Here is a 26,333-nt window from a genome sequence, read left to right on the forward strand (position 1 = left end):
GCAGAAATCATTAGCGGTTGCCTCTTTCCCGGCTGCTTCTTTATTGCTCCGTATTGTCGCATGACCCGCCCGCTTGTTCATCCTTGGGGTGCCCATCCGAACTCTCGCCTGCAAATGCCCATACGGAGACGCTTCCTCCGTTTACAGGAAAATCGGCAAAACCGTCCTCGCCGATGGTGATCTGCTCCTGCCGGTTGCCGGTCAAATCCGTCCACTGCTCACCGGCACGGTTTTCTCCGACACACATTCGCTTCTCGCCATTATCGCCGTTTGAAATCACAACCGCAATTCCGGAATGCTCGATCTCATCCACGCCGCGTCTTACCCAGCCAATGGTGTTCGGATGATCGAAGTAATCCTCCTGCGTGCCATAAGCTTTATGGTAGCGCGCCTCCAGCAGAGGATCAATGTCGGCCTTCTTCCCTTCGGCCGGAGCAGGTCCTCCAATTCCGAAGTAGTCTCCATAAAAGACACAAGGATAGCCTTCTTCACGCAGCAGAATCAGCGCATAGGCACTTTGCTTAAACCAGTCTTCAATCCAGGATTCCAGCGCTTCGTGAGGCTGAGAATCATGATTGTCTACGAAAGTGACCGCATGGAAGGGGTGGGAGCTGACCAGGGTATCCTGAAAAATCGTAGAGAGATCAAACTCTCGCCCCTCCTTGGACGCCGCATGCAGTTTATAGTGCAGCGATACATCGAATAAATCGATTTTATAGTCCAGCGTATCCAGGAAGGCTTGGCAGGCTGCGAGATCCGACTTCCAGAATTCTCCGACAATATAGAAATCTTCGCCGCGCTCTTTGATCATTTCGGTTGCGAATTCTTTCACAAACTCGTGATTGATATGCTTGATAGCATCAAGCCTATATCCGTCGCAGCCCAGCGTATTCCCGAGCCATTTGCCCCAGCGGATCATTTCCTCCCGTACACCGGGATGGCTGTAATCGATATTGGCGAACATCAGATAATCGTAATTGCCGAACTCGTCATCGACATTTTCATTCCAATCTTTATGCTCGCCTACGATTTTGAACACCCCGGTGCGATCTTCCTTGGCGTCATAATCCGTGCCGTTGAAATGCCCAAAATCCCATTTAAAGGCTGAATACTTCTCTCCGCGTCCCGGAAAGGTAAACTTCGTCCAGCCTTCAATATCGAAAGGTTCTGAGATTTCTTCGGTCCGGTCATGCTGGTCTACCTCGATGACTTTGAAAAGCTCTTTCTCATCCGCACCCGCTTTATGATTCATCACGAGATCGGCATAAACGCACAATCCGTTCTCCTGGCAGGCGGCTATTGCATCAAGCAGTTCCTGTTTTGTACCGTATTTAGTCCGTACGGTTCCTTTTTGATCGAATTCGCCCAGATCGTACAAATCATACACGCCATAACCGGTGTCCTGGTCGGACTGGCCCTTGGTAACGGGCGGAATCCAGACGGAATCAATTTTGAGCCGTTTCAATTCCGGAGCCATTTCTTTGAGCCGGTTCCAGTGAGAACCATCGGCTTCTACGTGCCATTCGAAAAATTGCATCATGGTATGGTTTCGCTTCATGCGTATTCCCCCTCAGATAGATCTATCGCGAGTTTCTCTGTACTACAAGAACACTCTTGCTGTCCGTGGCCTTATGTCGGCGCCGGTTATCTAGAGGATGATTACCCTTTGCAGGGCATTACTTAAACCACTGCTTTTGAAGGGCTGTCCTGAAAGCCGGAAGTCTTGCAGAGAATCAGTATGATTTGCTGCTATCACTATACTCACGGGACGGCGGCAGTTGCATAGGAATTATGGCTCATGTCCTGTAGATGCAGAAGATAGCTCCTTTGAATAACAGTGAAAATGGGACTTCATGTCGAAAAAAATAATCAAATGGCACTATTCGTATGGAATAGGAGAGAATTGTCTCCTTGTTTTGTATAAAAACACCCCTGTTATCCCAATTACAATCGAATATAATGGAATTCAAGACAGTATTCTTCCTCTTTTTTCCCTCAAGCATCCGTGTTCATTTCGTATTTTTCATTTATTTCCACTACCAAGTCAGTTAGACTAGTACTTTGTTCTTACCTGATTTATCCTAGCGTACGTAATTTTGCTTTAAATTCAAGCCTTTAGGCTGAATTTAGAAACAATACCGCCCGAAGGAAAGATATTGGAGGTGAACGTTGTAAGCCTTTGTGACCGGTATTGTATAAATCTAAAGTAAATGGGGTGCAAAATGGAAGCGCTTAAGAAGAGTGTTTTATGGAAATGGCTCGTTTTCATTCTGTGTACAGGTATGATTTTTTCCTCGTACATTTCTGCTTTTCCTGGAATAGCTAAGGCCAACTCGGCTGATATTGAAGGTCATTGGGCTCAGGCTCAGCTGACTGAATGGCATCATAAAGGTCTCTTGGAGGGATATCCGGACGGTTCATTGAAGCCGGACAAGGCTATCACTCGTGTGGAACTGATGGCGCTTATCAACCGGTTTTTCAATTTAACCGAAACGAAAGACATTCAATTCTCTGATGTAACATCGGAGCAGTGGCAGTATAAGGAGGTCAGCAAAGCTGTAACGGCAGGCTACGTAGATGGATACAGCGACGGGACGATTAAGCCGGATCAGCTGATCAGCAGGCAGGAAGCGGCGGTTATGCTATCCCGGGTTCTTCCGCTTGATACACAGTCAGAGGACAAACTGGAGGGAATTAAGGACAGCTCAGAGATTGCAGATTGGAGTAAAAAAGCGGTAAACGCAATGGTGGCAAAGGGTGTTATTGATGGTTATGAAGACGGTACATTCCGTCCGAACGGCAAATTGACCCGCGCGGAAGCGGTAGTTCTGCTCAGCCGCACACCAAATTTGCAAGCGCTTACTACTTATGATAAGGCAGGTACTTACGGTCCGGCAACGGGTACGGAAACCATCCAAGGCGGTGTTTCGATTACCGTACCGGGAGTTACTTTGCAGAACATGGTCATCAAAGGCAATCTGATTTTGGGCAAGGGAATCGGTGAAGGTGACGCGACGCTCAAGAACGTGAAAGTAGAAGGAACCACAACCGTTAACGGCGGCGGAGCCAACTCTATTTATATCGTAGATTCTAATTTGGGTACGGTCGTAGTAGACAAGGCAAGCGGTATAGTGCGGCTTGTTGTCAAGGGTAACTCTTCTATCCAGAATCTTATTGTTAAATCACCTGTGAAATTAGAAGAAGAGGCGCTGACAGGCGCCGGGTTCGTGGATGTTCTGCTATCCAAAGAGCTGCCGGCGGAAACATCCGTTACATTGTCCGGACAATTTGCCACACTGACAATTGCCGGCCAAAAAATCAAGGTTGATCTCGTTAAGGGAACAATCGAAACGGTCAAAGTTACCGGCAGTGACTCTGCTATCTCCGTTCAGGCGGATGCAACGATTGTATCCCTTATCCTGGATGCAATTGCTAAAGTTACAGGCAACGGAACAGTTCAATCTGTTACCGTAAATGAAGGCGGCAAAGGTTCTGCTTTTGACAAAGCGCCAGGTAAAAAAGACGGACCGCAGAAAGATTCTATCGTAGTGGGCACACCTGGCTACGGCGGCGGCGGTTCTGGCGGCGGAGGAAGTACCACCGAGCCGGCGGCAGCTAAGAAACTGATCGCTTATGCAGCGGGATGGGAAACCTATTCTGCAGAGAATCCGATTGATGCGACGAAACTGACGCATTTGATCTATTCGTTCACACACGTAAAAGACGGCAAGATCGTTCCAGCTCCTTATCAGAATGACGCGGCGAACTATGCTTATCTGCATACTCTGAAGAATCAGAACCCGAAACTTAAGCTCATGATTGCGATCGGCGGCTGGGGTGCGGATGGCTTCTCGGATGCAGTCTTGACGGAGGATTCCCGCAATACGTTCGCAGACAGCATTGTGAAGTACATCGTGGACAACAAGCTGGATGGGGTGGACTTGGACTGGGAGTATCCTACTCTGAGTGAAGACGGTGTCATGAAGGCCAGATCCGAAGACAAGCCTAACTTCACGTTGTTCGTGAAACTTCTTCGCGAGAAACTGAATAAACAAGGACTTAGAGAAAATAAGTACTATGAAATTTCGATGGCCGCCGGAGCAAGCAAGAAGAAAATGGACGGAATCGAAGCGGACAAATTAGCGGCTATTCTGGATAACATCAACATCATGACGTATGACTTCGAGGGTAACTGGTCCACCAAAACCGGACACCACACGAACCTCTACGGCGGATCCATCAGTGTCGATTCCGTCGTAAAGATGTATAGAAATGCAAACGTACCTGCTAACAAAATTGTGATCGGAGCGGCTTTCTACAGCCACATCTGGTACGATGTAAAGTCAACCGATAAGAACGGATTGGGTCAGGCTGCTACAGGGAGCCAGAATACACCGACTTATAACGTTATTGCACCCATATATAATAAGGCGAACGGCTTTACCCGTTATTGGGATGATGCGGCAAAAGCTCCGTATCTGTTCGACGGCAGTACATTCCTGTCTTATGACGATGCGGAGTCTGTAACGGCAAAAGCTCGGTATGTCCTCGAGAAGGATTTGGGCGGCGCGATGTTCTGGGAGTATGGACAGGACCGGACGGGCGTTCTGGTCGGTGCTTTAGCCGATGGACTCCAAGGAAAATCCTATGTGCCAGATAATGCTGTACCTGCGGCTCCGCAAGTGCGGAATGTAACCGATGGTCAGACGTATACTTCCGGTGTTCTGCCGAACTGGACGGATGCCCCCCGAACGGTAAGCGCAGCTACCCTCAACGGTAAAGCTTACACGAAAGGTACCGGCATTACAGAAGCAGGGACCTATGTCCTTGTTGTAACGGCTGCTAACGGGACTTTAGACAAGACGGCTTCTACAACAGTCAACTTTACTGTAGATCCACAGAAGAAAGTAATTGCATATGCAGCCGGATGGAATTCCTATTCTGCGGATTCAAATCCGATCGATGCTGCGAAGCTGACGCATCTGATCTATTCATTCACGCACGTGAAGAACGACCGGATCGTCCCGGCCCCTTATCAGGATGATGCGGCAAATTATGCTTATCTGCATACATTGAAGAACCAGAATCCGAACCTTAAACTGATGATAGCGGTCGGCGGCTGGGGAGCGGATGGTTTCTCAGATGCGGTCTTAACCGAAGATTCCCGCGATACGTTCGCAGATAGCATTGTTCAGTATATGGTGGACAATAAGCTGGATGGGGTAGACATCGACTGGGAATATCCTACCCTTAGTGTAGACGGTGCAATGAAATCAAGACCTGAAGACAAAAAAAATTATACTCTGTTCTTGCAGAAGCTACGTGAGAAGCTGAATGTCCAAGGACTGAAAGATAACAAGTATTACGAGATCTCTATGGCTGCAGGAGCCAGCAACGATAAACTTGCAGGGATTGAAGCTGAGAAAGTAGCAAGTATTTTAGATAATATTAACATCATGACGTATGATTTCGAGGGCGGCTGGTCCGCTAAGACCGGACATCACACGAACCTTTATGGGGGAGGAGCATTCAGTGTCGATTCGGTTGTGAACAACTATAAAGCAGCTAAAGTGCCAGCCAACAAAATTGTGATCGGAGTGGCCTTTTACAGTCATATCTGGTACAACGTTAAATCGACAGATAAGAACGGACTAGGTCAATCGGCTACAGGCAGTCAGAATACGCCAACCTATAACGTAATCGCTGCTACGTATAACGAAGTGAACGGCTTTACCCGTTATTGGGATGATACCGCTAAAGCTCCGTACCTGTTCGATGGCAGTACCTTCTTATCCTATGATGATGCGGAATCAGCAGCGGCCAAAGCTCAATACGTACTCGACAAAGAATTGGGCGGAGCCATGTTCTGGGAGTATGGCCAGGATAAAACTGGAGTTCTACTAGGTGCTTTAGCCGATGGACTCCAAGGAAAACCTTATGTACCTAGCAGTGCTGTTCCTGCAGCTCCACAGGTAATTAACGTCGTGGATGGCCAGACGTATACTTCCGGCGTTTTGCCGAACTGGACAGACGCTCCCGGAATAGTTAGCGGAGCTACTCTTAACGGTAAGATTTATACGAAAGGCACCGGCATTACCGAGGCGGGGACATATGTCCTTGTTGTAACCGCCGCTAACGGGACACTGGGTAAGACAGCTTCTACAACCGTAAACTTCACAATTAAACCGCAGAAGAAAGTCATCGGTTATATCGCAGGTTGGGAAGATTGGTCTGTAACCAATTCTGTTTATGCCAATAAGTTAACACATCTGGATTATTCCTTTACTCATGTTAAAGACGGAAAGATTATTCCGCTTGCTGGACAGAATGATGAGGCGAACTATGCGTACCTTCAAAGCTTGAAAGCACAGAATCCGAAACTGAAAATTCTGATCGCTATTGGCGGCTGGGGTGCAGATGGTTTCTCGGATGCCGTGTTAACCGATGAAGCACGCAACATTTTCACAGACAGTATTATCGATTACATCAAACAGTACAAGCTGGATGGGGTAGATCTCGACTGGGAGTATCCTTCCATCAGTGCGGATGGTGTTATGAAGGCAAGACCCGAAGATACGAAGAACTTTACTCTGCTTCTGCAAATGCTGAGAGAGAAGTTGAATAAACAAGGATTGGAAGACAACAAGTATTATGAGATTTCAATGGCAGGCGGAGCTGGTACCCAGCATATTGCTGCAGTTGAAATCGACAAGATTGCTCCTTTGCTGGATAACATCAACATCATGACCTATGACTTCGAAGGTGGCTGGTCCGCTAAAACCGGACATCACACGAATCTGTACGGACCTGGCATGAGCGCAGATATGGTTGTGAAGAGATACCAGGCGGCAGGAATGCCGTCGAATAAAATTGTAATCGGAGCGGGCTTCTACAGTCACATCTGGTACAATGTCGAGTCGACAGTTAACAATGGACTTGGACAGAAAGCCAAAGGCAGTGGAAATGCTCCGACCTATAATGATATCCTGGCAAACTATAACAGCGCTAACGGGTTCGTCCGTTACTGGGATGATGCAGCTAAAGCTCCTTATCTGTTTGACGGCACCACATTCCTTTCCTATGACGATCCGCAATCCGTAGCCGCCAAAGCGCAGTATGTGGTGGATAACGATCTCGGAGGAGCTATGTTCTGGGAATACGGCATGGATAAAACAGGAGCTTTACTGGATGCGATCGTGAATGTAATTCCAGTAAATCCTTAATTCCGAATGAACAGTTTTGCTAGTCATCTTTTATCTTATTAAAACCTTTAAGCCCGGAATCAGGACAGTCCTGATTCCGGGCTTTTCGTCGTCCGGAAGCCGTGCCAAGTACAAAAATCTGCTTTTGGGGTATAGTTATCATAAGAAGTGGCATCACCGTATTTGCGTGAAGGGGGAACATGATGAACACAATCAGCAGGACCGTACTAGCGCTTGTACTGTTTCTTGTCATGATTTGCACGACCGTTGTCGCTGCGCCGCCGGCTCCAGAAAGAACGGGGATAGTGACAGATCCTGCCGGTTTATTGACTTCTAGTCAGGCCAGACAAGTGGAGCAAGAACTTCAAGGCCGGGACTATGAGGTGCTCCTTCTAACAGCCAAAGGGCTGAATGAACAAGAAGGAGAGCAGCTTGCTAACACGGCTTACGATCAATGGGGATTGTCGGGAAATCAGCTTATGCTGGTCGTTACGACTTCTCCTAATTATGTACATCTCGTCTTTGACAATGAACAACTCCAAACCGCAGTCTCGAGAACCAAAGCAAAGAACGCGAAAGGAATTGTTGATCTTAATTTTGTTCCCCTTGCGGGACAGGGGAGAGTTGCCGATGGAATTCTGGCCATCAGCAACTATGTGAATGATCTGCCCCGTGCGGCAGTGCCCGGGCTTGGAGGAGCAGCCGCTTCAAACGGCATGTCCGGCTCCAATCTGACGATAGTTGCAGTAGCCATAATTCTGCTGCTCGCTGCCGTACTGCTCGGTATGCAGTACAGGAGAATGTCGCGGACCCGTAAGCATCTGGATGAAGCCAAGCGCCTGCACGCAGAAGCTCAGCCGGTTCTGAACGGGCTGCTGTTCTCGGACATCTTCCAAGAGCTGGAGAAGGGTTTTCTTCAGGGGGAGACACGCAAGCAAGCCGAGGAACTCGAAGAGGCTATTCTTGCATTCCAAGGCGAATCCGGAAGATTAGAGGAAAGGCTGCAGGCGCAGCGGGCTGCATTCTTCGTCAAGGCAGCCGAAGAGAAGAGCGCCCGCCAGCTCCTGGAAGATGTAGGGGATTATATTAACCGGCTGGAGCCTTACAAGACCCGGCTGACGGAGTTCGAGAAACAATCAGCACAGGTAAGGAGATCGGTTGAGCAGGCTAAGGAACAGTTCGCCGCAGCAAATTCTTTGGTTGAAGCATGGGCTGCGAAGACCTCTTACCCTCTATCTGTAATGAAGATGAGAGTGCAGGAAGCTCAGGCTGAACTGGAAAAGGCTGACGAATTGGATGAGTTCGATTATCTGCAAGCCGGGAGCTCGGCCGAGACCTCGCTGAAGCAGTTGGAAGCAATCCGAATTTCCATAGACGTGCTGGGCAAGCTGGAGGCGGAGCATCCTCGCTACATCCCTCGCGTTCAATCGCTGGAGGAAGAGCTGAGGAGTATAGCCGTGCGGGAGAGGCTTCTGCTGACGGATGGGGACCCGTATGCCATTCTGCAGAAAACCAGCAATGCAGTTCCCCAGCTGGCCGCTCGTCTGCAGGAGGGGGATGCGGAGGAAGCACAGCGGACGGCAGGCCGGATTGAGGAAGGTCTAAATTCGGCGCGTGCGCTTGTCGAAGAAATGATTCATAACCGGGATTCTGCTCTGGAAGCCGTGCGTGAGCTTGAGGGGCTTGTACAGGAGCTGAACGATTTCGATCGTGTCTATCGTAGCGAATCAGCCAAGCTGGCGGTGGATTTCGCAGCGAATCATATACACGAGCAGACGGCGAGATATAACAGTCTGCTGCAGGCGCAGGAAGAGATGATCCGTCTGCTGTCAGACATCCGGTCGAAAGTCGCCGCGGACGTTCAGGAATATAGACAGGCGGCCGAACAGAGCGGAAAGGCACTCCAGCTTGCTGCGGAAATCAGGCAGTCAAGACAGCTCATTCTTGGTTACTACGATAGCTTGAACCAGCGGGTGCGCTCAGCACAATCCCGTCTGCAGCAGGTTCAGGAGCGGCTTTATCAAGCATCCTCAAGTTTAGGTCAGCTGGGAGTAAACCGGGCGGAATTGGCAGGGAGGATAACAGACGGCATCCGAAGCACGGAAGATCTCCAGCGGCAAATGAAAGGCTCCGGTCTTGATGTGGACCGGGTGGAGGAACAATTGCAGAGATCCGATGCAGACAGCTTGCGTGTTGCAGAGCAGGTGCAGCAGTTGATCCGGGAAAAAGAGGAGGCTGTCCGCCTTCTGAGGAAGCTTGAGGAAGAGTTCCGCAGCAGGCACACGCGCTATGGCCGCAGCATCAGCCTCGCCCGGTACTCCTCCGGCTATGGAACGCTGGCGGAGGAGAGCGAGCGCCTGATCGCGCAGGGGCTCTTCGTGGAAGCGATGCGGCAAATCACGGCTGGTGAGCAGATCTTGGCACAGATGGATCGCGATTATCAGCGTCATTTGTCCGCAGAGCGCGCGCGCAGGAACGGTCCTGGAGGACCGGGAGGCGGAGGCCGGTCTTCCGGCAGTTCTGGCTGGGGCGGGCAAGGAGGGCGTTCCTCCGGTAGTTCCGGCTGGGGCGGCGGGCGCTCTGGAGGCGGAGGAAGATCCTCGGGTTCTTCCAAGTGGTAACGGGCGGTGGGTGAATATGCGGATGCACGGATACCGGTTGTGAGGAAATTTTACAGTGTCCATGATACGCTGTCTGTCGTCTGTATCAGGAATAAGAAGAAAAAGGCTGGGGGCTTCCCCAGTCTTTTTTATGTTTATCTTGGACATTTGCTGACACCCGTTTATATGCGGAGGACTGCTGCTATTTTTTACAAAGGATTGACAAAAAGAGCAGCAGCGAATATGATGGTAATATAATAACTTTTAGTAAGCGAATATTTTTTAGTAAGTTAATTACAAGGGGGAAATTCACATGACAAGTTCCAAATGGATCGTAGATTCTACACACAGCAGCCTGGACTTCTCGGTTAAGCATATGATGATCGCCAAAGTAAAAGGTAATTTTGCGTCTTTCGAAGCACAAATCGATGCAGATCCTTCCGATCTTACGACGGCCGCCGTCTATGTTTCGGTTGACCTCAGCAGCGTGGACAGCCGCAATGCCGACCGTGACAACCATCTGCGTTCCGCCGATTTTTTTGACGTAGAGAAGAATCCGGAGATGACCTTCCGGTCTACCCGAATCGTAAAAACCGGCGATGATGAGTATAAAGTAACAGGGGATTTTACGCTGCATGGCGTTACCCGTCCCGAGACGTTCGATGTTATCTTCGAGGGAGCAGGCAAAGATCCTTGGGGCAATGAGAAAGTAGGCTTCAGCGGCAAAGGAAGTATTAAACGCAGCGATTATGGTCTCACTTACAATGCTGCACTGGAAACAGGCGGGATGCTGATCGGAGATGAAATTAAAATTTCAATCGATCTGGAGGCTTCCAAACAAGCTTAAGGTTCAAGTGCAGCTTAGTGGAGGCCCGGCAATATCAATAGAATCAGATTCTTCCCATAGACAGCAGGACATAGGTTCTGCTGTCTTTTTCTGCATGTAACACATGGAGTCCGTAGATTTATTCAGCAAGCGGGCAAATGGATAAAGATTTAAGGGGAGACGATTTTTAAGAGACTTGCGGATGAAACGTATCACCTTCGCTCCCGTATAGTACGTCCAAATGCTCGAAAGGAGGTATGACGTATGCTGCGCAAATTATTGGGTAAACTTCTCGGCCAAGACAAACACAGCAGTTCGCATTACCGTCCTAAATACAGCAGTGATGATTATCGGAAGCATGGCAAACAGAAACATGGCAATCATAACAACTACGGCCACAACCACTACAAGAAAAAACGTTCTTCAAGTTCGTACAGCAGTTAGTCTGCTGCAGGAAGCAGGGGCAGAATGTCATCCACGCATGTACAGATTTCTTCTGCATTCAGAAAAGGCTGTTCCGTCATTAACAACCGGCGGAGCAGTTTTTTTGTTGCCGGATGAAGCTCCAGCTCATGTTCCCATCCCCGGCTCGGGTCCGATTCCGCGATTGCGGCGGAAGAATCCGGTCCCGCATCCTCCATGGCGTAGGTGCTGTAGAGCAGAAAGAGCAGCAGATGGCCGATGGCATAGAAATCGCTCGAAACATGCAGCGCGCGCCTAAACTTCTTCTCCGAAGGATCATCGTCCAGGGCATCGAGCTCTTCCCATGCCGGAGGCTCTGCAAGGAGATCGCCTGAGACCGGAATCTCCCGGGCCAGCCCGAAGTCGATCAGCTTCACCGTATCTCCGTCCAGCAGCACGTTAGCTATGGAGATATCGCGGTGGATGATGCCCTCCCCGTGCAGAATGATCACCAGATCCAGCAGCTGACGGATGATGCGCAGAGACTGCGATTCCGTGAACTTCCGCTCATCCCGGAACAGCAAAGCGTCCAGACTGGTGCCCGGCATAAATTCCATCGTAAAGCAGCGCTGCCCCCGCCAGAGGAACGATTCGTAGATAACAGGGAAAGCGGGATGGCTAGAGCGGCGCAGCATGTCCGTTTCCATGCTGTAAATAAGATCGGCGCGGAGGCTGCCGCCCCGCAAAGGCCACACCCGCTTCACTACACACTCGCGGCCGTGCCGCAGGTCCTCAGCCAAATACGCTACGCCGTAGCTGCCCGAACCTAGCCAGCGCCCGATCCGGTACCGTCCCGCGATAACCGCCCCCTTCCTGAACGGAATGCCGCCCAGAAGGCGCAGAGCGGAGCTTATTTTTTTATGGAGGATAGATAAAGTGTGTTTGCGATAACGACGGGTTAGGTTGAACATCTGTGCGGTGCCTCCAGTTTCTCGTGCGTCCTCGGCCTCTATAGAGATGAAGGGAGAGTTTATGTCTATAGTAATTCATGGAGATCCCGTTTGTCATATAGGGAATGGGTGCTGGAAGAACTGTCTTTAACAGCAGGAAATTCAGCGGTTCCGAATTCCAATCCGATTTTTAACGAATGCTCCAAGTGAACTTTGACAATGCAGCAGATGTCTTTGTAAAGTAACGGATATATAATTGGGAAGAAAGTGGAAGGAGAACCGGAGGCAATGAATAAACAAATTCTATACATAGAGGACGATGCCGAGATAGGCAAATGGGTAGACGGCCACTTGACAGAGCGGGGCTACGACGTCATCTGGCTCACCTCCGGAGACAAGGCGGCCGATTACTGGGAGCGGAGCGACCTGGTTATTCTGGATGTCATGCTGCCGGGACTCGACGGCTTCTCTATCGGACAGCGGATGAAGAAAACTTATCCCGATACGCCTATCCTTATGCTGTCTGCGAGGACAGCTATCGATGATAAGCTTCAGGGATTGCAGTTTGCCGATGATTACGTAACCAAGCCGTTCCATCCCGATGAACTTGCCGCGCGAGTGGAGGTTCTGCTGCGCAGAGCGGGCAAGCTGTCGGCCCCTATGATTCAGCTTCATCATTTGAAGGTGTACATGGAAGAGAACCGGATCGTAGATTCGAGAACGGACGAGGAAATCATGCTTACGGGCAAACAGTTTCAGATTTTTATGTACTTTCTGCGGCACCCTAACCAAATTCTGACCAAAGAGCAGCTGTATGAAGGCGTGTGGGGAGAGCCTTTTATTGATGGAGATAAGTCCCTGATGGTTCATATCCGTTACCTTCGGGAGAAAATCGAGCGTGATCCCGGACAGCCGGAGATTGTGGAGACCATCCGAGGCATTGGCTACCGGGTGAAATTATGAAGATGAAATGGCGTCACTCCCTGCTCGTCAAATATTTGGCGATTGTCATTCTGGCGATGCTGATTTGGCCCTTTATTTTTCCGCTTGCGGCACTGGTGTATTATTTGCCAGAGACGGTGAACCGGGATCAGGCCTACGAGCCGAACCCCTATGCTCACGGTGACAGAATCGAAGAGTGGTGGCACAAGGAGGCGCAGAAGTTAAGCGGGGCAAGCCCTGAGACCTTGGATCAGGAGCTTCGCACCTACAAGGAAAAGCTTCCGAAAGCGGATTTTTTCTGGGTGGATGGTTCGGGTTCTTCACGTCTTGCTCTACCGGAGCGCACGGATCTTCCGAAGCAGTGGTCTTTTGACGACGGGATAGCGTTTATGAAAAAAAGTTATGAAAAAGATCCCTTCACCGTAGTCGCGTTTATCGGACAGGACCCGGAGCAGGGCTTTATGGTGATTCAGATTCCGCGGACGCTTATGAAATCCGAAGATCCGTTTTATTCACAGAAATATGTCATGGTCATTATTCTTGCGATCTTTCTCTTGTTTCTCTTTGTCTCATGGCTGTTCTTTTATAAAATACGAAGGCGCCTGGTCCGCCTGGAAGAAGCGATGGCGCTGCCGGAAGGGAAGGATATTCCGCACTCCATTACCATCCGCAAAATGGATGAAATCGGCCAGCTGGAGCTGGCGTTTAACCGGATGATCGAAGAGCTCACGACCAGCCGCCAGCGCGAGCGCGAGGAAGAGGGGCTGCGTAAGCAGCTCATCGCTAACTTGTCGCATGATCTGCGGACACCGCTGACCATTATCCGCAGCCATGCTTATACGCTGGACAAAGAGCCGCTGTCGGAGCAGGGAAGAGCTTCCTTGGCGCTGATCGGCACCAAATCCGACGATTTGAACCGGCTGATCGATAATCTGCTCTCTTATACGCTGCTTTCCGCGCGTAAATACCCGCTTACGCCGGTCAAGACGGATGTGATCCGGCTTATGAGGACTTCCGCAGCCGGGTGGTATCCGGTTCTGGAAGAGGATGGATTCGAGGTAGATGTGCAGCTGCCGGAGGAGCCGCTGTATTGGAACATCGATCCCCAGTGGTTCAACCGGATTCTGGATAATATCTTCCAGAACGTCCTGCGCCATGCCAAATCGGGCAGCTATGTCTGTCTGCGCACCGAAGTGAAGGAAGGGCGCACCGCACTCGTTATCCAGGATCGCGGTCCGGGTATGCGTACTCCTTCGTCCGGGAAAGGAGCGGGGATCGGTCTGACCATCGTGGCCATGATGATTAAAGAAATGCGCCTGGAATGGGATATCGTCAGTACTCCGCAGGGCACGAAAGTCTATATAACAGGCACGGATTTAAACAAAACTTAACCAACAGGAACCTTTCGTTTTAACCTCCGCCCGTTAGGATAAAGGCGAGGTGATGGTGACATGAATGACATGGTCATACAGACTTATGGATTATCCAAACATTATAGAGCGAGAAAAGCGGTCGATAACGTCAATCTCCAAATCCGCAAAGGAGATATTTACGGTTTTCTGGGACCGAACGGAGCCGGTAAAACCACAACAATCCGCATGCTGCTCGGATTGATACGGCCTACAAAAGGAACCGTTCATCTGTTCGGCAAAGATCTGCGTAAAGATAAGCTGCCGATCCTCCGCAGGGTCGGGTCGCTGGTCGAGTACCCGTCCTACTACGGGCATCTGACCGCTTATGAGAATCTTGAAGCGATCCGCCGCATCCTGAATGTGCCGAAATCGCGGATCGATGAAGTTCTCGCTATCGTGAGGCTCACGAAGGAGGCGGGGCGGGCCGTGAAGGGATACTCCCTGGGCATGAAGCAGCGGCTCGGCATTGCGGCTTCCCTGCTCGGGAATCCTGATCTGCTCATTCTCGATGAGCCGACGAACGGTCTCGATCCCGCAGGTATTCTCGAAATGCGGGAGTTGATCAAGAGCATGCCGGACCAGTACGGCGTCACCGTTCTGGTATCCAGCCATCTGCTGAGCGAGGTGGACCAGATGGCCAGCCGGGTCGGGATCATCCGTGGAGGCTCGATGATCTTCGAAGATTCCATCAATGCCCTGAGGCTGCGGGCCGGAGGGCAGATCCGCATCGCCGTAAGCGACCCTCAGCAAGCGGTCCGCATTGCCGCCTCCGCAGGCTGCTTCGCGGCGCAGCAGGACTCCTCGCTGCTGCTGGAGCAGGCGCCCGACGAGAAGATCGCCCATATCGTTGCGGGGCTCGTAGAGGCAGGTCACTCCGTCTACCGGGTAGAGGAGATGAAGAAATCGCTTGAAGATGTATTCCTCGATTTGGTGGGGGAGGCGAGCAGTTTATGACCGTCAAAGTGCTGGCCGCGGATTTTATCAAAATCAGGAGGACCCTGGTCTGGTTCCTGGTGTTTCTCGGCCCGATCGGAGCTGTAGGCTTGCAGGCCGTTAACTTCTTCCTCCGCTATGATTACCTGACCAAGGAGTATGAGGCTGACCTGTGGGGAGGCGTGTTGTCCAACGTGCAGTTTATGGCAGCTCCTGCCCTGCTGCTCGGAATGGCGCTGCTGACTTCGATGATTGCAGGCTACGAGCATCAGACGAATGCATGGAAGCAGCTGCTGGCTCTGCCTGTCACGAGGTTCAGTGTTTTTACCGCGAAGCTGCTGCTGATTTTCATTCTGCTGGTGGTGTCCTGCCTTGTGCTGGCTGTATGCACTATTCTTCTGGGAGGCGCGCTAAACTACGGCTGGAATTTCCCTGTGACGGATTTGCTGCGCATCAGTTTCTTCCCACTGCTTGCCGGAGCGCCGATTCTTACGCTGCAGCTGTGGCTTGCCATTACTATTAAAAATCAGGCTATTCCGCTTACCGTGGGCATTCTGGGAACCGTACTCAGCTTGTTCGGTGCCAATGCTCCGGACTGGTTCTTCTGGAAGTGGCCTTTGCTGCTCACGCAAGCAGGTCCGGAGCAGGCCGTATGGATGGGACTTGCCCTCGGTGCCGTCGTATTTTGTGCAGGCCTTACCCAATTCAACAGACAGGATGTGAACTGAGATGACGGCTTTTGGCAAGGTATTGGGAGCGGAATGGCTGAAGCTGCGCAAAAGCAATATCTGGCTGCTCATATTCGTTTCGCCCGTCCTGGCTTCACTGGGGGGGATGCTGGACGCAGAGCGCAGTACACCGCAAATCGAATGGGTTCTGCTGCTGAGCAACATGGCGCTTATCCATGCGCTGTTGTTTCTGCCGCTGCTTACCGGCGTCTTCGCGGCCTTTGTATGCCGCTATGAGCATACCGGAGGGGGCTGGAAGCAGATTCTGTCCCTGCCGGTATCCCGTTCGCACTTATTTATTGCGAAATTTCTGATCGTTATGCTGCTGCTGGCCGCTTCCCAGCTGCTTTTGTTAGGGGGGCTGCTGAGCGCAGGCTTCGCCAGGGGCTTCGGAGGGCCGATTCCGTGGAGTCAGATCCTGTGGCCGGTGTTCGGAGGCTGGCTCGCCACTCTGCCGCTTGCAGCGCTTCAGCTCTGGGTGTCCGTGGCCTGGGCGAGCTTCGCGACTCCACTCGCGCTGAATGTGATCTTCACGCTGCCGAATATCCTCGTAGCCAATTCGGAGAAGTACGGGCCTTTCTATCCGTGGGTGCAGCCTTTTCTGGCTATGCTGCCGGCCAGGGACGACAGCTTCGGTGCGCTGCATACTAGTCTGGATACGCTGTTGTATGTAATCGCAGGGGGATTTGTGCTCTTCTTCGCAGCGGGGCTTGCTTATTTTCAGCGCAAAGAGATATAGAGCCTGTCGAATGCAACCCAAAAGTAAATCCATGCTTGCTTTTCCGGGCTGCTGACCAGGAAGGATCAAATTGGTTCTGAGTGAAATGTCTTCTATTCTTCTTTCCTTGCAAGTGATCCAGAATGCTTCTAACGGGTAAGTACATCCTAGGAAGAGTGAAGCGAGCTAAGGAGGGCGAGGCTGATATGTTTAAGAAGGCAATTCTGATCCATAACGGAAATGCGGGCCAGGATGAGACGGATAACAGACTCGGGGCGGTAATCGGGTCTTTGGCGGCAGGTGTGGGGGAGCTGGTTCTGGTGCAGACAGAGAAGCCTGGCGATGCAGAGAGGATCTGCGCGGAGCGGGGCGAAGAATTCGATGTGGTATTCATTCTTGGCGGGGATGGTACGGTGCACGAATGCGTCAACGGTTTGGCAGATCTTGCGTCACCTCCTGTGGTAGGGATTCTGCCGGGAGGGACATGTAATGATTTCTCCAGGGCGCTGAATCTTCCCCAGACACTGGATCAGGCCGCGCAAGCCTTGATGCAGGGAACTACGCGTGCCGTGGACATCGGCCGGGTTAATGACCGGTATTTCTCCAACTTCCTGGGAGTTGGGCTCATAACGGATACTTCCGAGAATATTAATCCGCAGCTGAAAGGAAAGTTAGGGAAGCTGAGTTATTTGATCAGTACGTTCCAGACTGTCACTTCAGCGGACCCTTTCCGATTCTCTTTGAAGTACGATGGGGGTGCTGTAGAAGGCGAGGCCGTCATGATTTTTGTGGCCAATGGCCGTTTCCTCGGAACTCAGCCTCTGCCGCTGGATGCGGATGCGCTGGTTGACGGCATACTGGACGTTGCCATTATCCGTGAAGCGGGGTTGCCGCTTTTGAAAGAGCTGTTTAAAATCAAGAGCTTCCGGGAATGGGACGCCCACTCAAGCAGCTTTGATTTTATCCGCACCAAGGAGCTTACCCTGTCAACCGACCGGAGTATGCAAGCGGACACGGACGGTGAAATTTACTTGAATACCCCAGTGAGTATTTCGTTATTGGAAAAAAGGCTGACCTTCCTGGTTGGGGAAGACGGACCGGGGTTAATTTGAAGGAAACGCAATAACGGAATATGCGATAACGGAATAATAGAGATGAAGGAAAGGACCTTGTTCATAGAGCAAGGTTTTTTTTCGGAAGGAAGGCCCGTAATCTTCTATAGAAGCTTGCGGAGGGTATACCGATCTATGCGTCTATTCGAGATATTTAACAAATGGTCAATTAAAACGGACCGACGATAATGTATCCATTCAGAATACAACGATTTACACATAGATATGGTACAATACAGGCATATAAACCAACCAAATCAAGGCAGGGCCATATACCAGGCGCGGAGAAAGGGACAGCTTCATGAGAATCAATAAATTTATTAGCGAAACCGGAATTTGTTCCAGGAGAAAAGCCGATGAACTCGTTCAGGCCGGACGGGTCACGATCAACGGAGTCGTCGCGGAGCTGGGCAGCACGGCAGAAGCCGGGGACGAGGTAAAAATCGACGGCAAGCCTCTCGGCGCGAAGAAGAAGCACGTGTATATCGCGCTTAATAAGCCCGTCGGCATTACATGCACAACCGAGCGTCATATCGCCGGCAATATTGTCGATTATGTTCGTCATCCCGAGCGGATCTTCCCGATTGGAAGGCTAGATAAAGATTCCGAAGGGTTGATCCTGATGACGAACGACGGAGACATCGTGAATCAGATTCTGCGTGCAGAGAACAATCATGAGAAAGAGTACATTGTGACGGTCAAGCAGCCGATCACGGCTTCTTTCATCCAAGGGATGTCTACGGGAGTCCGCATTCTCGGAACGAAGACGAAGCCTTGCAAAGTAACGCGTATCAGTGATCATGTATTCCGCATTATCCTGACCCAAGGCCTTAACCGGCAGATCCGCCGGATGTGTCAGGCTTTCGGCTATCAGGTTACGCGTCTGCAGCGGATACGGATTATGAATATCAAGCTGGATGGAATCGCCAAAGGCAAGTGGAGAGATTTGACAGAGGATGAGTTCAATAAACTGACCGGACTTTTAAAATAACGGGCCTGACTGCAGCAGCATGAGTGCATGTGTCTTTATTACCACTAGAAAGAGGTGCAGGATGGAACAAGCGCCTAGTCAGACCTACCGCATGATCGACGTATGCCTCCTCGCGGGCAAGATCATGCTCCAAAGCGGAGCGGAAACCTACCGGGTGGAGGATACGATGACTCGGATCGCCGCCTCCTTCGGAGTTCTTCACTCCCACAGCTTCGTGACCCCGACAGGCATTATCTTCTCGATCGACGGCTCCGATCCCACCAAGCTGGTGCGGATCTCCGAACGGTCGACCAATCTGCATAAGGTCACGCACGTGAACGCCATCTCGCGCCAGCTCAGCAGCGGCGAGATTACCCTGGAGCAGGCATACGCCCGTCTGCAGGAAGTGGACGCCAGCAGAAGGGCCTATCCGATCCCGCTGCAGATCGCGTCGGCCGCTATTGCGAGCGGCTGCTTCACGATCATGTTCCAGGGAAGCTGGGCCGATTTCCTGCCGGCTGTCGTAACCGGCGGTATCGGCTTTGCCGGCGTGCTGTATTTTCACCGGCTGGTGCAGATCAAGTTCTTCGCCGAGTTTCTGACGTCCTTCATTATCGGGCTGCTGTCCTCCTTATTCGTCTACACCGGTCTCGGGCAAGAACTGGACAAAATCATCATTGGCTCCGTCATGCCTCTCGTTCCGGGGTTGTTAATCACGAACGCGGTGAGGGACTTGATGGCGGGCCATCTCGTCTCGGGCTTGTCCAAGGGAGCGGAGGCCTTCCTGACGGCTTTCGCTATCGGAGCGGGTATTGCCATCGTGTTTTCATTTTATTGACGGAGGAATCATGTGATGCTTGAGCAGCTTGTAACCAGCTATATTGCCTCCGCAGCCTTCGGGATCATCTTCAATGTCCCGCGCAACACCTTGCTCCAGTGCGGCTTCGTAGGTATGATGGGCTGGTTCCTATACATCGTACTGGTGAACGGACAGCATATGGATGCCGTGATAGGGACGCTGGCGGCAGCCTTCTTCGTGACGGTTATCAGCCAGCTTTTCGCCAAAATTTACAAGACTCCCATCATCGTGTTCAGCGTATCCGGCATCATTCCCTTGGTTCCCGGCGGAATGGCGTATGATGCCATGCGTTCTTTTGTGGAGAATGACTACAATATCGCCGTTCAGCTTGCGGCCAAAGCTTTCCTGATTTCAGGAGCCATCGCCGTCGGCCTTATTTTCTCGGAGGTCATGAACCAGTTGATCCGCAGGTCCAAGCTGTAAACACACGTGTTGTAAGGAGACATGTAGGAGACATGTCCGCAGCCTCAGGCTGACGGGCTTTTCGGCATTTCCTAAACGTCACGCAGAATGAGGGAACTGTATGTTCCAATACAACAGTTTGTCGGAATTCCGGCATTTTTGGCAGATAAAAAGAAGGAAAACGAGGGATTAATAAGCTTTCATGCCTTCTTTAGGAGATAAAGGTGAGAAAAGAAGTGATTTTTGTCACAAATCCTTCACAACTACAAAAAAATGCTTTTCTCCTTTTTGCATCACAGGAGTATAATAGGGGGTATGTAGAGTTCCGTTTCGACCTGTTTACTCCCGACCTTGTTAAGAAATGAGCTCGTCACTCCCAGATAGCTGATTGCAACTCTTTTTCCTTTTATGTGAAAAATGTTACAATCCTACGGTGATTGAGATTACATTTATGTTAATTTGGGAAACTTATGCGGAGATAGAAGACGTGTGCCGCGACTAGCAGGGATCGAAAAATAAACGGGCTTCTATTTCAATGTAAAGGAGGACGTTAACTTATGTCAGAAACATCCGCTCAAACCCCAGGTACTATCGAAAAGCAGCCCAAGGATGTCCTTGATCAGTTGATGCAGCCAGAGGTTCAGGAGTCCTTGACTGTTCTCGTTGAGAACCTGCCTAAATTGGCCGAAATGGTTACGATTATGACAAAAGCTTACGATTTGGCCCAAAGCGTTGCAACGGACCAAGTTCTGATCGATGATTTAAAAGGTGGCATGCAAGAATTCGTTAAGCCGATTACAGAGAAAGCCAAAGGTGTTGCAGCATCTGCGATCGAAGCTGGTGACCGCGCACAGGCAGAGACTTCCACAATCGGTCTTTTCGGTCTGCTCAAAATGCTGAAAGATCCGACAGTACAAAAATCTTTCCGCTTCGTGCAAGCATTCCTGGAAATTCAAGCAGATAAACAGAACCAGCGCAATTCATAAGAAACAAGAACGGAGGATGAATAATGTCGAAGCATATTTTGATTTTAGGTGGCGGATACGGCGGCTTGCTTAGCGCATTGTCGGCCCGTGAACACTTATCGGCTGAAGAAGCTACGATTACGGTAGTAAACCGTTTTCCGACTCACCAAATTATTACCGAGCTGCACCGTCTGGCTGTAGGCAATCTGTCTGAGAAAGCAGTTGCCCTGCCTTTGGAGAAACTTCTGCGCGGTAAAGATATTAATCTGGAGATCGGAACGGTTGAGACGATTTCCCCGGACGAGAAGCGTGTCGTTCTGTCCAACGGCAAATCGTTCGATTACAGCGCACTTGTTGTCGCTCTGGGCAGTGAAACGGCATTCTTCGGAATTCCGGGACTGCAAGAGCACAGCTTCACGCTGAAATCGGTTAACGATGCGAACAAAATCCGCCAGCACGTGGAAGACTGCATCGAATCCTACAGCAAGACCAAGAACAAAGCGGACGCAACTTTCGTTGTCGGCGGCGGCGGTCTGACAGGCATCGAACTGGTCGGCGAACTGGCTGATATGCTTCCTGGCCTGTGCCGCAGCAAAGGCGTTGATTTCAATGAAGTGGAATTGTACTGCGTAGAAGCGGCTCCTTCCATTCTCATGGGCTTCGCGCCTGAACTGATCGAGCGCGCAACAACCAGCCTTTCGAAGCGCGGCGTGAAGTTCCTGACGGGTGTTGCCATTACGGAAATGCAGGAATCCACTGTATCTCTCAAAGACGGCAGCACAATCGAAACGAACACGCTCGTATGGACGGGCGGCGTTCAAGGTAACTCCGTCGTAGCGAACTGCGGTATCGAAGTAAACCGCGGCCGCGCAACCGTCAGCGAGTTCCTGCAATCCACTTCGCACCCGGATGTATTCGTAGCCGGCGACAGCGCGGTGGTATTCCCTGCAGGTGCTGAGCGTCCGTTCCCTCCAACTGCACAGCTCGCTTGGCAGATGGGTGAGACAATCGGCTACAACCTGTTCGCACATTTCAACGGCGCTCCAATGGACAGCTTTACTCCTGTATTCTCCGGTACGCTCGGAAGTCTGGGCCGTAAAGATGCGATCGGTTCGATCGGTGCTAACCAGACCCGCCTGAAGGGTCTGCCTGCTTCCCTCATGAAGGAAGCAAGTAACATCCGTTACCTGTCGCACATTAAAGGCCTGTTCGCACTGGCTTACTAGAACCGGCCAACCCTTCTTGCGAACCTGCCGCTTGTGCCTGGCAGGATGAACTTTCCAAGCTCTCCGAACGGTCATGTAATGATCGTTCGGAGAGCTTTTTTATATGAGATAAAACTAGCTGGTCTCCCTATAAGGAATCTGAATGTGTATATCCGGCGGCTTAGATTATTTAAACAAAGTGGACCCCGGCGCATAATTCCGTTATGATCTTTTCTAGAGTCGGTTATTTAAGCGGTTTACATAATTGTTTACAGCTTGCCTGATTGGAACGTATCTATAATAAAGATGGGGCCGCGCTGACTTTATCGGATTTGGTTCGTCTATAGTTGTAAAGGAGTGGTGTATTTGGAGTCCTGGATTACAGAAATCATGGAGCAGTTCGGGTATTTTGGTATCTTTTTTCTTATTGCCGTTGAGAATTTGTTTCCGCCTATCCCATCCGAGATTATCCTGACATTGGGCGGGTTTATGACCACATACACGAGTCTCAGTGTGACCGGTGTGGTGATTGCAGCTACGCTGGGATCGGTCATAGGAGCGGTGATCCTTTATGGAGTCGGTCGTATCCTGGAAGTCCGCAGATTAGAAATTATCGTAGAAAAGTATGGTCGGATCCTTCGTTTGAAGAAAGAAGATATTCATAAGGCGAACGACTGGTTTACAAAATACGGCGTATGGGCAGTCTTCCTATGCCGGCTTGTTCCGCTGATCCGAAGCTTGATTTCGATTCCAGCGGGCGCAACCAAAATGAATTTTTCGTCCTTCCTTATTCTGACTACCTTGGGCTCGCTAATCTGGAACGTGGTTCTGGTTAACGTCGGCGCCGCGGTCGGAGCTTCATGGGAAACAATCGTTCATTACATGGATATTTACTCTAACATCGTCTACGCACTAATAGCTCTTATTGTAGTTGTAGGCGCAGCCGTGTTCCTGAAGAAAAGGTTTAAAAAACAGTAAATGCCTGACTGCCTATAGAACGAATGAAAAAGCAGCCCCTTTCATAGAAGGAGGCTGCTTTGTTTAGGAGCTTCCCGGATGTGAAGTTCGGTGCCGACGACCTCAATTTCAGCCTTTAAGATCTCCGAGAGGAAAGAAAGGGGCACATACAGGTTTCCGTCTCATGGATTACAGCCGCCCGCTGATGTACCACAGCTGTTCCTCTTGACAGGCATAGCCGAGGTGAAGCACAATTACCCGTGAGTCCGTGCGTAACTTCTTTTTCTCTACTTACCAGACCCCGACGATAGGAGTTCAATATGAGACAAGTTGCTTCCAAAATCGCTTCTTATATTCTGGGCATGGCGCTCATATCTTTCGGAGTTGTCATGATTATCAGAGCTGATGTCGGCGCCGCACCCTGGGATGCACTGAATGTCGGCCTCCAGCAGCAGATCGGCTTGACCATCGGCTCCTGGGTTTTTATTGTAGGCTTTATCCTTATCCTCATTGCGGCTGCCGTTAAGCGGACCTATCCTCAATTGTTGAACTTTATTCCGGTTGTGCTTGTCGGCTCGCTGATTGATTTCTTCAACGGGTACGTCCTTACGTCCTTAAATCCCGTGCAGCCGTTTGCCAAGTATGGAGCCTTTCTGGGAGGTCTGCTTGTGCTAGCAATGGGCATTGCCATTTATTTGAATACCAAGGTGCCGATCAGAACTCCGCACGATGATTTAACGCTGGCTTTGAACAAGAAGCTCAATTGGAGCGTCGGCGCTGCCAAAACTTTAACGGAGATATTGGGGCTCGTTCTTGCTCTGCTGGCAAAAGGTCCGATCAGCTTCGGGACCCTGATCAGTGTCGCTCTGCTGGGACCGCTGATCAATATGTTTATCTTCCTCTTATTTCACCGGACCCGGAATTCCGGGGATGCATCTTGAATCTAAGCCTGTCCAGCGGAAAATATTCCGGAAGGACAGGCTTTTTTAATCTCATCTTAGGTTCAGTGGTTGTGTACAGACGGGGTGCCTTGCTGGATTTTGCGATTCAATAGAGTGCAAAGCTAGTGACTTTTAAAGAACATAGGAGTATGTTGGAAGAAGGGAATGCACGCAATTTATTACAGTTCAGCTGAGTGAGACGGGGTGTGGGATAAGAATGCCTATTGATGGAAAATACATACGCAAGTATTGGAAGCCGTTCAGTGTAGCGGTCGCATTCTTGACGCTTGAGGCACTGTGCGACCTGATGCTTCCGACTCTGATGGCCCACATTATTGACGTGGGTGTCGCTGAGCGGAGGATGGACTATGTGTGGAAAATCGGCGGCCTGATGCTGCTCATTACTGCGCTTGGAGCCGCATCGGCGTCTATCCGTAATGTCGTATCCAGTCACGTGTCGCAGAATTTCGGCGCGGAGCTGAGATCCGATCTGTTCCGCAAGATCCAGTCGCTCTCCTTTGCGGATATCGACAAATTCGACCGGGCTTCGCTGGTAACCAGGCTGACTAATGATGTCACGCAGGTTCAGATGTTTGTGAACGGGCTCATGAGAGTGTTCGTCAAAGCCCCGCTGATCTGTATCGGCAGCCTCATTATGGCCTCCCGGCTCAATCCGCCGCTGGCTGTTATTCTCGTCGTCGTTGTTCCCGTGGTCGCCCTGCTGATCGCACTTAATATGAAAATCGGGTTCCCGTACTTTATTAAAGTCCAGCATGCGCTGGACAAGGTCAACGGCTTGATGCGGGAATATTTATCCGGGGTCCGGGTGGTCAAGGCATTCAACCGCTTTGATTACGAGGTGGATAAGTTCGGTGCAGCCAACGCGGAATACAAGAACCGTTCTGTGACCGCAATGCGGGTCATGTCCGTTTTTAACCCGGGTATTATACTGACTGTGAACTTCGGAATTGTCGCCGTACTCTGGCTGGGAGGCCTCCGGGTGGACCAGAACCAGATGCAGGCGGGAGATATTATCGCCTTCGTTAATTATATGACACAAATTTTGTTCTCTTTGATGCTGATCTCGATGGTGTTCAATATGTTTGTGCGTGCCAGAGCTTCAGCCGGCAGGATTGCCGAAGTATTTTCCCAGGGGAATTCAGTGGAATTGGAAGAAATCCATGTTCATTCTGGCAAAATAGATAGCGGCGCAGGGACAACTGCCGCCAAGAACGGCAGCACTCAAGAAGCTGCTATCCAGACACGAGGCTCAGAACCGGCTGCCGGAAGCGTACGGCACCTTGGAGCCGCCCCGGGTTCTGCCCAACTGCACGAAGATGCAGAACCTGCGGCGGGAGGCAGGGTCGACTTCGAGAACGTCACGTTCGCTTATGAGGGATCGTCCGGCGATCCCGTCTTGAAGAACATTACGTTCTCGTGCCTGCCCGGGGAGACGGTCGGCATCATCGGCTCGACCGGTTCGGGCAAGAGCACGCTGGTCAGTCTCATCCCGCGCTTTTATGACGCTGCTTCGGGCTGTGTCAAAGTGGGGGGAGTGGACGTCACGCTGCTGGACCCGCAGGAGTTGCGGGAGAGAATAGCGGTCGTTCCCCAGAAAACGGTCTTGTTCACGGGAACGGTGGCGGACAACCTCCGCTGGGGCAAGGAAGACGCCACTGCGGCGGAGATAGAGCAGGCCGCGAGGATGGCCGAGGCGCACGGGTTTATCGACGCTTCCCCGGAAGGTTACGAGACGAGGCTCGGACAGGGCGGGGTCAATTTCTCCGGCGGGCAGAAGCAGCGGCTGTCGATTGCAAGGGCTATTGTGCGCAAGCCGGATATCCTGATTCTGGATGACTGCACCAGTGCCGTGGATGCTGCGACAGAAGCCAGAATCAAGGCATCCCTCAAGCAGTATGCACAGGGGCTTACCTGCCTGCTGATTGCCCAGCGAATCACTTCCGTTATGGATGCGGACAAGATCATTGTGCTGGATGACGGCGTAATTGTAGGCATGGGCAAGCATGATGAACTGCTGGCGGGCAGCAGGGTGTATCAAGAAATCTTCCGGTCTCAAATGGGAAAGGAGGCAGATTAGCATGTCCGGTTCCAAGGAAAACTCCGTAAGAGGCCCGGTGAATCCCTCTGCCGGGCATCCGGGCAGTTCAGAGCATCCGGGAAACCCAGGCGCTTCGAACACTCCAGGCAG

General features: G+C 51.0%; 20 protein-coding genes. 18 read left to right on the forward strand and 2 right to left on the reverse strand.

Features of this window, described 5'->3' with window-relative positions:
* Window positions 1–40: 40 nt before the first annotated feature.
* Entirely contained in the window at window positions 41–1,558 is a 1,518-nt protein-coding gene (locus AR333_RS17375; RefSeq protein ID WP_068776636.1) for an alpha-amylase, read from the reverse strand.
* A 664-nt stretch (window positions 1,559–2,222) separates the two neighbouring features.
* Between AR333_RS17375 and AR333_RS17380 the strand changes: the two genes are divergently transcribed.
* From AR333_RS17380 to AR333_RS17400, 4 genes are all read left to right on the forward strand, one after another.
* A complete protein-coding gene (locus AR333_RS17380; RefSeq protein ID WP_068776637.1) occupies window positions 2,223–7,223 on the forward strand; it encodes a glycosyl hydrolase family 18 protein in 5,001 nt (1,666 codons plus the stop codon).
* Window positions 7,224–7,402: 179 nt separating this feature from the next.
* Window positions 7,403–9,823: a TPM domain-containing protein gene (locus AR333_RS17385; protein WP_253735895.1), complete on the forward strand. Its 2,421-nt coding sequence runs from the start codon at window positions 7,403–7,405 to the stop codon at window positions 9,821–9,823.
* Window positions 9,824–10,115: 292 nt separating this feature from the next.
* Window positions 10,116–10,649, forward strand: a complete 534-nt coding sequence (locus AR333_RS17395; RefSeq protein ID WP_068776640.1) for a YceI family protein — start codon at window positions 10,116–10,118, stop codon at window positions 10,647–10,649.
* Window positions 10,650–10,892: 243 nt separating this feature from the next.
* On the forward strand, window positions 10,893–11,072 hold the full coding sequence (locus AR333_RS17400; protein ID WP_068776641.1) for a hypothetical protein: 180 nt from the start codon (window positions 10,893–10,895) through the stop codon (window positions 11,070–11,072).
* On the opposite strand, the gene AR333_RS17405 is transcribed toward AR333_RS17400, so the two are convergent.
* Window positions 11,069–12,001, reverse strand: coding sequence for a protein kinase family protein (locus AR333_RS17405; RefSeq protein WP_068776642.1), 933 nt, complete (start codon window positions 11,999–12,001; stop codon window positions 11,069–11,071). The two genes, AR333_RS17400 and AR333_RS17405, sit on opposite strands and share 4 nt — an antisense overlap.
* Window positions 12,002–12,268: 267 nt before the next feature.
* On the opposite strand from AR333_RS17405, the gene AR333_RS17410 reads away from it, so the two are divergent.
* The 14 genes from AR333_RS17410 to AR333_RS17475 all read left to right on the forward strand — a co-directional run bounded on the left by AR333_RS17410 (window position 12,269) and on the right by AR333_RS17475 (window position 26,222).
* On the forward strand, window positions 12,269–12,943 hold the full coding sequence (locus tag AR333_RS17410) for a response regulator transcription factor (protein ID WP_068776643.1): 675 nt from the start codon (window positions 12,269–12,271) through the stop codon (window positions 12,941–12,943).
* Between the two features lie 2 nt (window positions 12,944–12,945).
* Complete coding sequence (locus AR333_RS17415; protein WP_068776745.1) at window positions 12,946–14,313, forward strand: sensor histidine kinase KdpD; 1,368 nt, start codon at window positions 12,946–12,948, stop codon at window positions 14,311–14,313.
* A 60-nt stretch (window positions 14,314–14,373) separates the two neighbouring features.
* Window positions 14,374–15,288 carry an ABC transporter ATP-binding protein gene (locus tag AR333_RS17420; protein WP_068776644.1) on the forward strand — a complete coding sequence of 305 codons (915 nt, stop codon included), beginning with the start codon at window positions 14,374–14,376 and terminating at the stop codon, window positions 15,286–15,288.
* Window positions 15,285–15,995 carry an ABC transporter permease gene (locus tag AR333_RS17425; protein WP_068776645.1) on the forward strand — a complete coding sequence of 237 codons (711 nt, stop codon included), beginning with the start codon at window positions 15,285–15,287 and terminating at the stop codon, window positions 15,993–15,995. The genes AR333_RS17420 and AR333_RS17425 overlap by 4 nt, the downstream gene beginning before the upstream one ends.
* A 1-nt stretch (window position 15,996) precedes the next feature.
* On the forward strand, window positions 15,997–16,734 hold the full coding sequence (locus AR333_RS17430) for an ABC transporter permease (protein ID WP_068776646.1): 738 nt from the start codon (window positions 15,997–15,999) through the stop codon (window positions 16,732–16,734).
* 185 nt (window positions 16,735–16,919) lie between these two features.
* Window positions 16,920–17,825: a diacylglycerol kinase family protein gene (locus AR333_RS17435; RefSeq protein WP_068776647.1), complete on the forward strand. Its 906-nt coding sequence runs from the start codon at window positions 16,920–16,922 to the stop codon at window positions 17,823–17,825.
* Between the two features lie 301 nt (window positions 17,826–18,126).
* A complete protein-coding gene (gene rluF / locus AR333_RS17440; RefSeq protein ID WP_068776648.1) occupies window positions 18,127–18,816 on the forward strand; it encodes a 23S rRNA pseudouridine(2604) synthase RluF in 690 nt (229 codons plus the stop codon).
* A gap of 61 nt (window positions 18,817–18,877) precedes the next feature.
* Window positions 18,878–19,633 (forward strand): threonine/serine exporter family protein, encoded by a 756-nt coding sequence (locus AR333_RS17445; protein WP_068776649.1) that lies wholly within the window; start codon window positions 18,878–18,880, stop codon window positions 19,631–19,633.
* A gap of 15 nt (window positions 19,634–19,648) precedes the next feature.
* Entirely contained in the window at window positions 19,649–20,077 is a 429-nt protein-coding gene (locus AR333_RS17450; RefSeq protein WP_068776650.1) for a threonine/serine exporter family protein, read from the forward strand.
* 536 nt (window positions 20,078–20,613) lie between these two features.
* Window positions 20,614–21,042 carry a DUF1641 domain-containing protein gene (locus tag AR333_RS17455; protein WP_068776651.1) on the forward strand — a complete coding sequence of 143 codons (429 nt, stop codon included), beginning with the start codon at window positions 20,614–20,616 and terminating at the stop codon, window positions 21,040–21,042.
* A 23-nt stretch (window positions 21,043–21,065) separates the two neighbouring features.
* The gene (locus tag AR333_RS17460; protein ID WP_068776652.1) at window positions 21,066–22,247 is read left to right on the forward strand and encodes an NAD(P)/FAD-dependent oxidoreductase; all 1,182 of its coding nucleotides are present in this window, start codon (window positions 21,066–21,068) and stop codon (window positions 22,245–22,247) included.
* 345 nt (window positions 22,248–22,592) lie between these two features.
* A complete protein-coding gene (locus AR333_RS17465) occupies window positions 22,593–23,204 on the forward strand; it encodes a DedA family protein (RefSeq protein ID WP_068776653.1) in 612 nt (203 codons plus the stop codon).
* Window positions 23,205–23,503: 299 nt separating this feature from the next.
* Window positions 23,504–24,124 (forward strand): YitT family protein, encoded by a 621-nt coding sequence (locus AR333_RS17470; protein ID WP_068776654.1) that lies wholly within the window; start codon window positions 23,504–23,506, stop codon window positions 24,122–24,124.
* A gap of 217 nt (window positions 24,125–24,341) precedes the next feature.
* The gene (locus AR333_RS17475; protein WP_068776655.1) at window positions 24,342–26,222 is read left to right on the forward strand and encodes an ABC transporter ATP-binding protein; all 1,881 of its coding nucleotides are present in this window, start codon (window positions 24,342–24,344) and stop codon (window positions 26,220–26,222) included.
* Window positions 26,223–26,333 lie beyond the last annotated feature (111 nt).

Origin of the sequence: Paenibacillus sp. FJAT-26967 (genome assembly GCF_001541095.1) — a bacterium.
Classification (GTDB): domain Bacteria; phylum Bacillota; class Bacilli; order Paenibacillales; family NBRC-103111; genus Paenibacillus_F.

What these genes read in the sequence shown, in the direction of transcription:
- AR333_RS17375 (WP_068776636.1), bottom strand. Translation starts at nt 1,558, where the DNA reads ATGAAGCGAAACCATACCATGATGCAATTTTTCGAATGGCACGTAGAA.
- AR333_RS17380 (WP_068776637.1), top strand. Translation starts at nt 2,223, where the DNA reads ATGGAAGCGCTTAAGAAGAGTGTTTTATGGAAATGGCTCGTTTTCATT.
- AR333_RS17385 (WP_253735895.1), top strand. Translation starts at nt 7,403, where the DNA reads ATGATGAACACAATCAGCAGGACCGTACTAGCGCTTGTACTGTTTCTT.
- AR333_RS17395 (WP_068776640.1), top strand. Translation starts at nt 10,116, where the DNA reads ATGACAAGTTCCAAATGGATCGTAGATTCTACACACAGCAGCCTGGAC.
- AR333_RS17400 (WP_068776641.1), top strand. Translation starts at nt 10,893, where the DNA reads ATGCTGCGCAAATTATTGGGTAAACTTCTCGGCCAAGACAAACACAGC.
- AR333_RS17405 (WP_068776642.1), bottom strand. Translation starts at nt 12,001, where the DNA reads ATGTTCAACCTAACCCGTCGTTATCGCAAACACACTTTATCTATCCTC.
- AR333_RS17410 (WP_068776643.1), top strand. Translation starts at nt 12,269, where the DNA reads ATGAATAAACAAATTCTATACATAGAGGACGATGCCGAGATAGGCAAA.
- AR333_RS17415 (WP_068776745.1), top strand. Translation starts at nt 12,946, where the DNA reads ATGAAATGGCGTCACTCCCTGCTCGTCAAATATTTGGCGATTGTCATT.
- AR333_RS17420 (WP_068776644.1), top strand. Translation starts at nt 14,374, where the DNA reads ATGAATGACATGGTCATACAGACTTATGGATTATCCAAACATTATAGA.
- AR333_RS17425 (WP_068776645.1), top strand. Translation starts at nt 15,285, where the DNA reads ATGACCGTCAAAGTGCTGGCCGCGGATTTTATCAAAATCAGGAGGACC.
- AR333_RS17430 (WP_068776646.1), top strand. Translation starts at nt 15,997, where the DNA reads ATGACGGCTTTTGGCAAGGTATTGGGAGCGGAATGGCTGAAGCTGCGC.
- AR333_RS17435 (WP_068776647.1), top strand. Translation starts at nt 16,920, where the DNA reads ATGTTTAAGAAGGCAATTCTGATCCATAACGGAAATGCGGGCCAGGAT.
- rluF (WP_068776648.1), top strand. Translation starts at nt 18,127, where the DNA reads ATGAGAATCAATAAATTTATTAGCGAAACCGGAATTTGTTCCAGGAGA.
- AR333_RS17445 (WP_068776649.1), top strand. Translation starts at nt 18,878, where the DNA reads ATGGAACAAGCGCCTAGTCAGACCTACCGCATGATCGACGTATGCCTC.
- AR333_RS17450 (WP_068776650.1), top strand. Translation starts at nt 19,649, where the DNA reads ATGCTTGAGCAGCTTGTAACCAGCTATATTGCCTCCGCAGCCTTCGGG.
- AR333_RS17455 (WP_068776651.1), top strand. Translation starts at nt 20,614, where the DNA reads ATGTCAGAAACATCCGCTCAAACCCCAGGTACTATCGAAAAGCAGCCC.
- AR333_RS17460 (WP_068776652.1), top strand. Translation starts at nt 21,066, where the DNA reads ATGTCGAAGCATATTTTGATTTTAGGTGGCGGATACGGCGGCTTGCTT.
- AR333_RS17470 (WP_068776654.1), top strand. Translation starts at nt 23,504, where the DNA reads ATGAGACAAGTTGCTTCCAAAATCGCTTCTTATATTCTGGGCATGGCG.
- AR333_RS17475 (WP_068776655.1), top strand. Translation starts at nt 24,342, where the DNA reads ATGCCTATTGATGGAAAATACATACGCAAGTATTGGAAGCCGTTCAGT.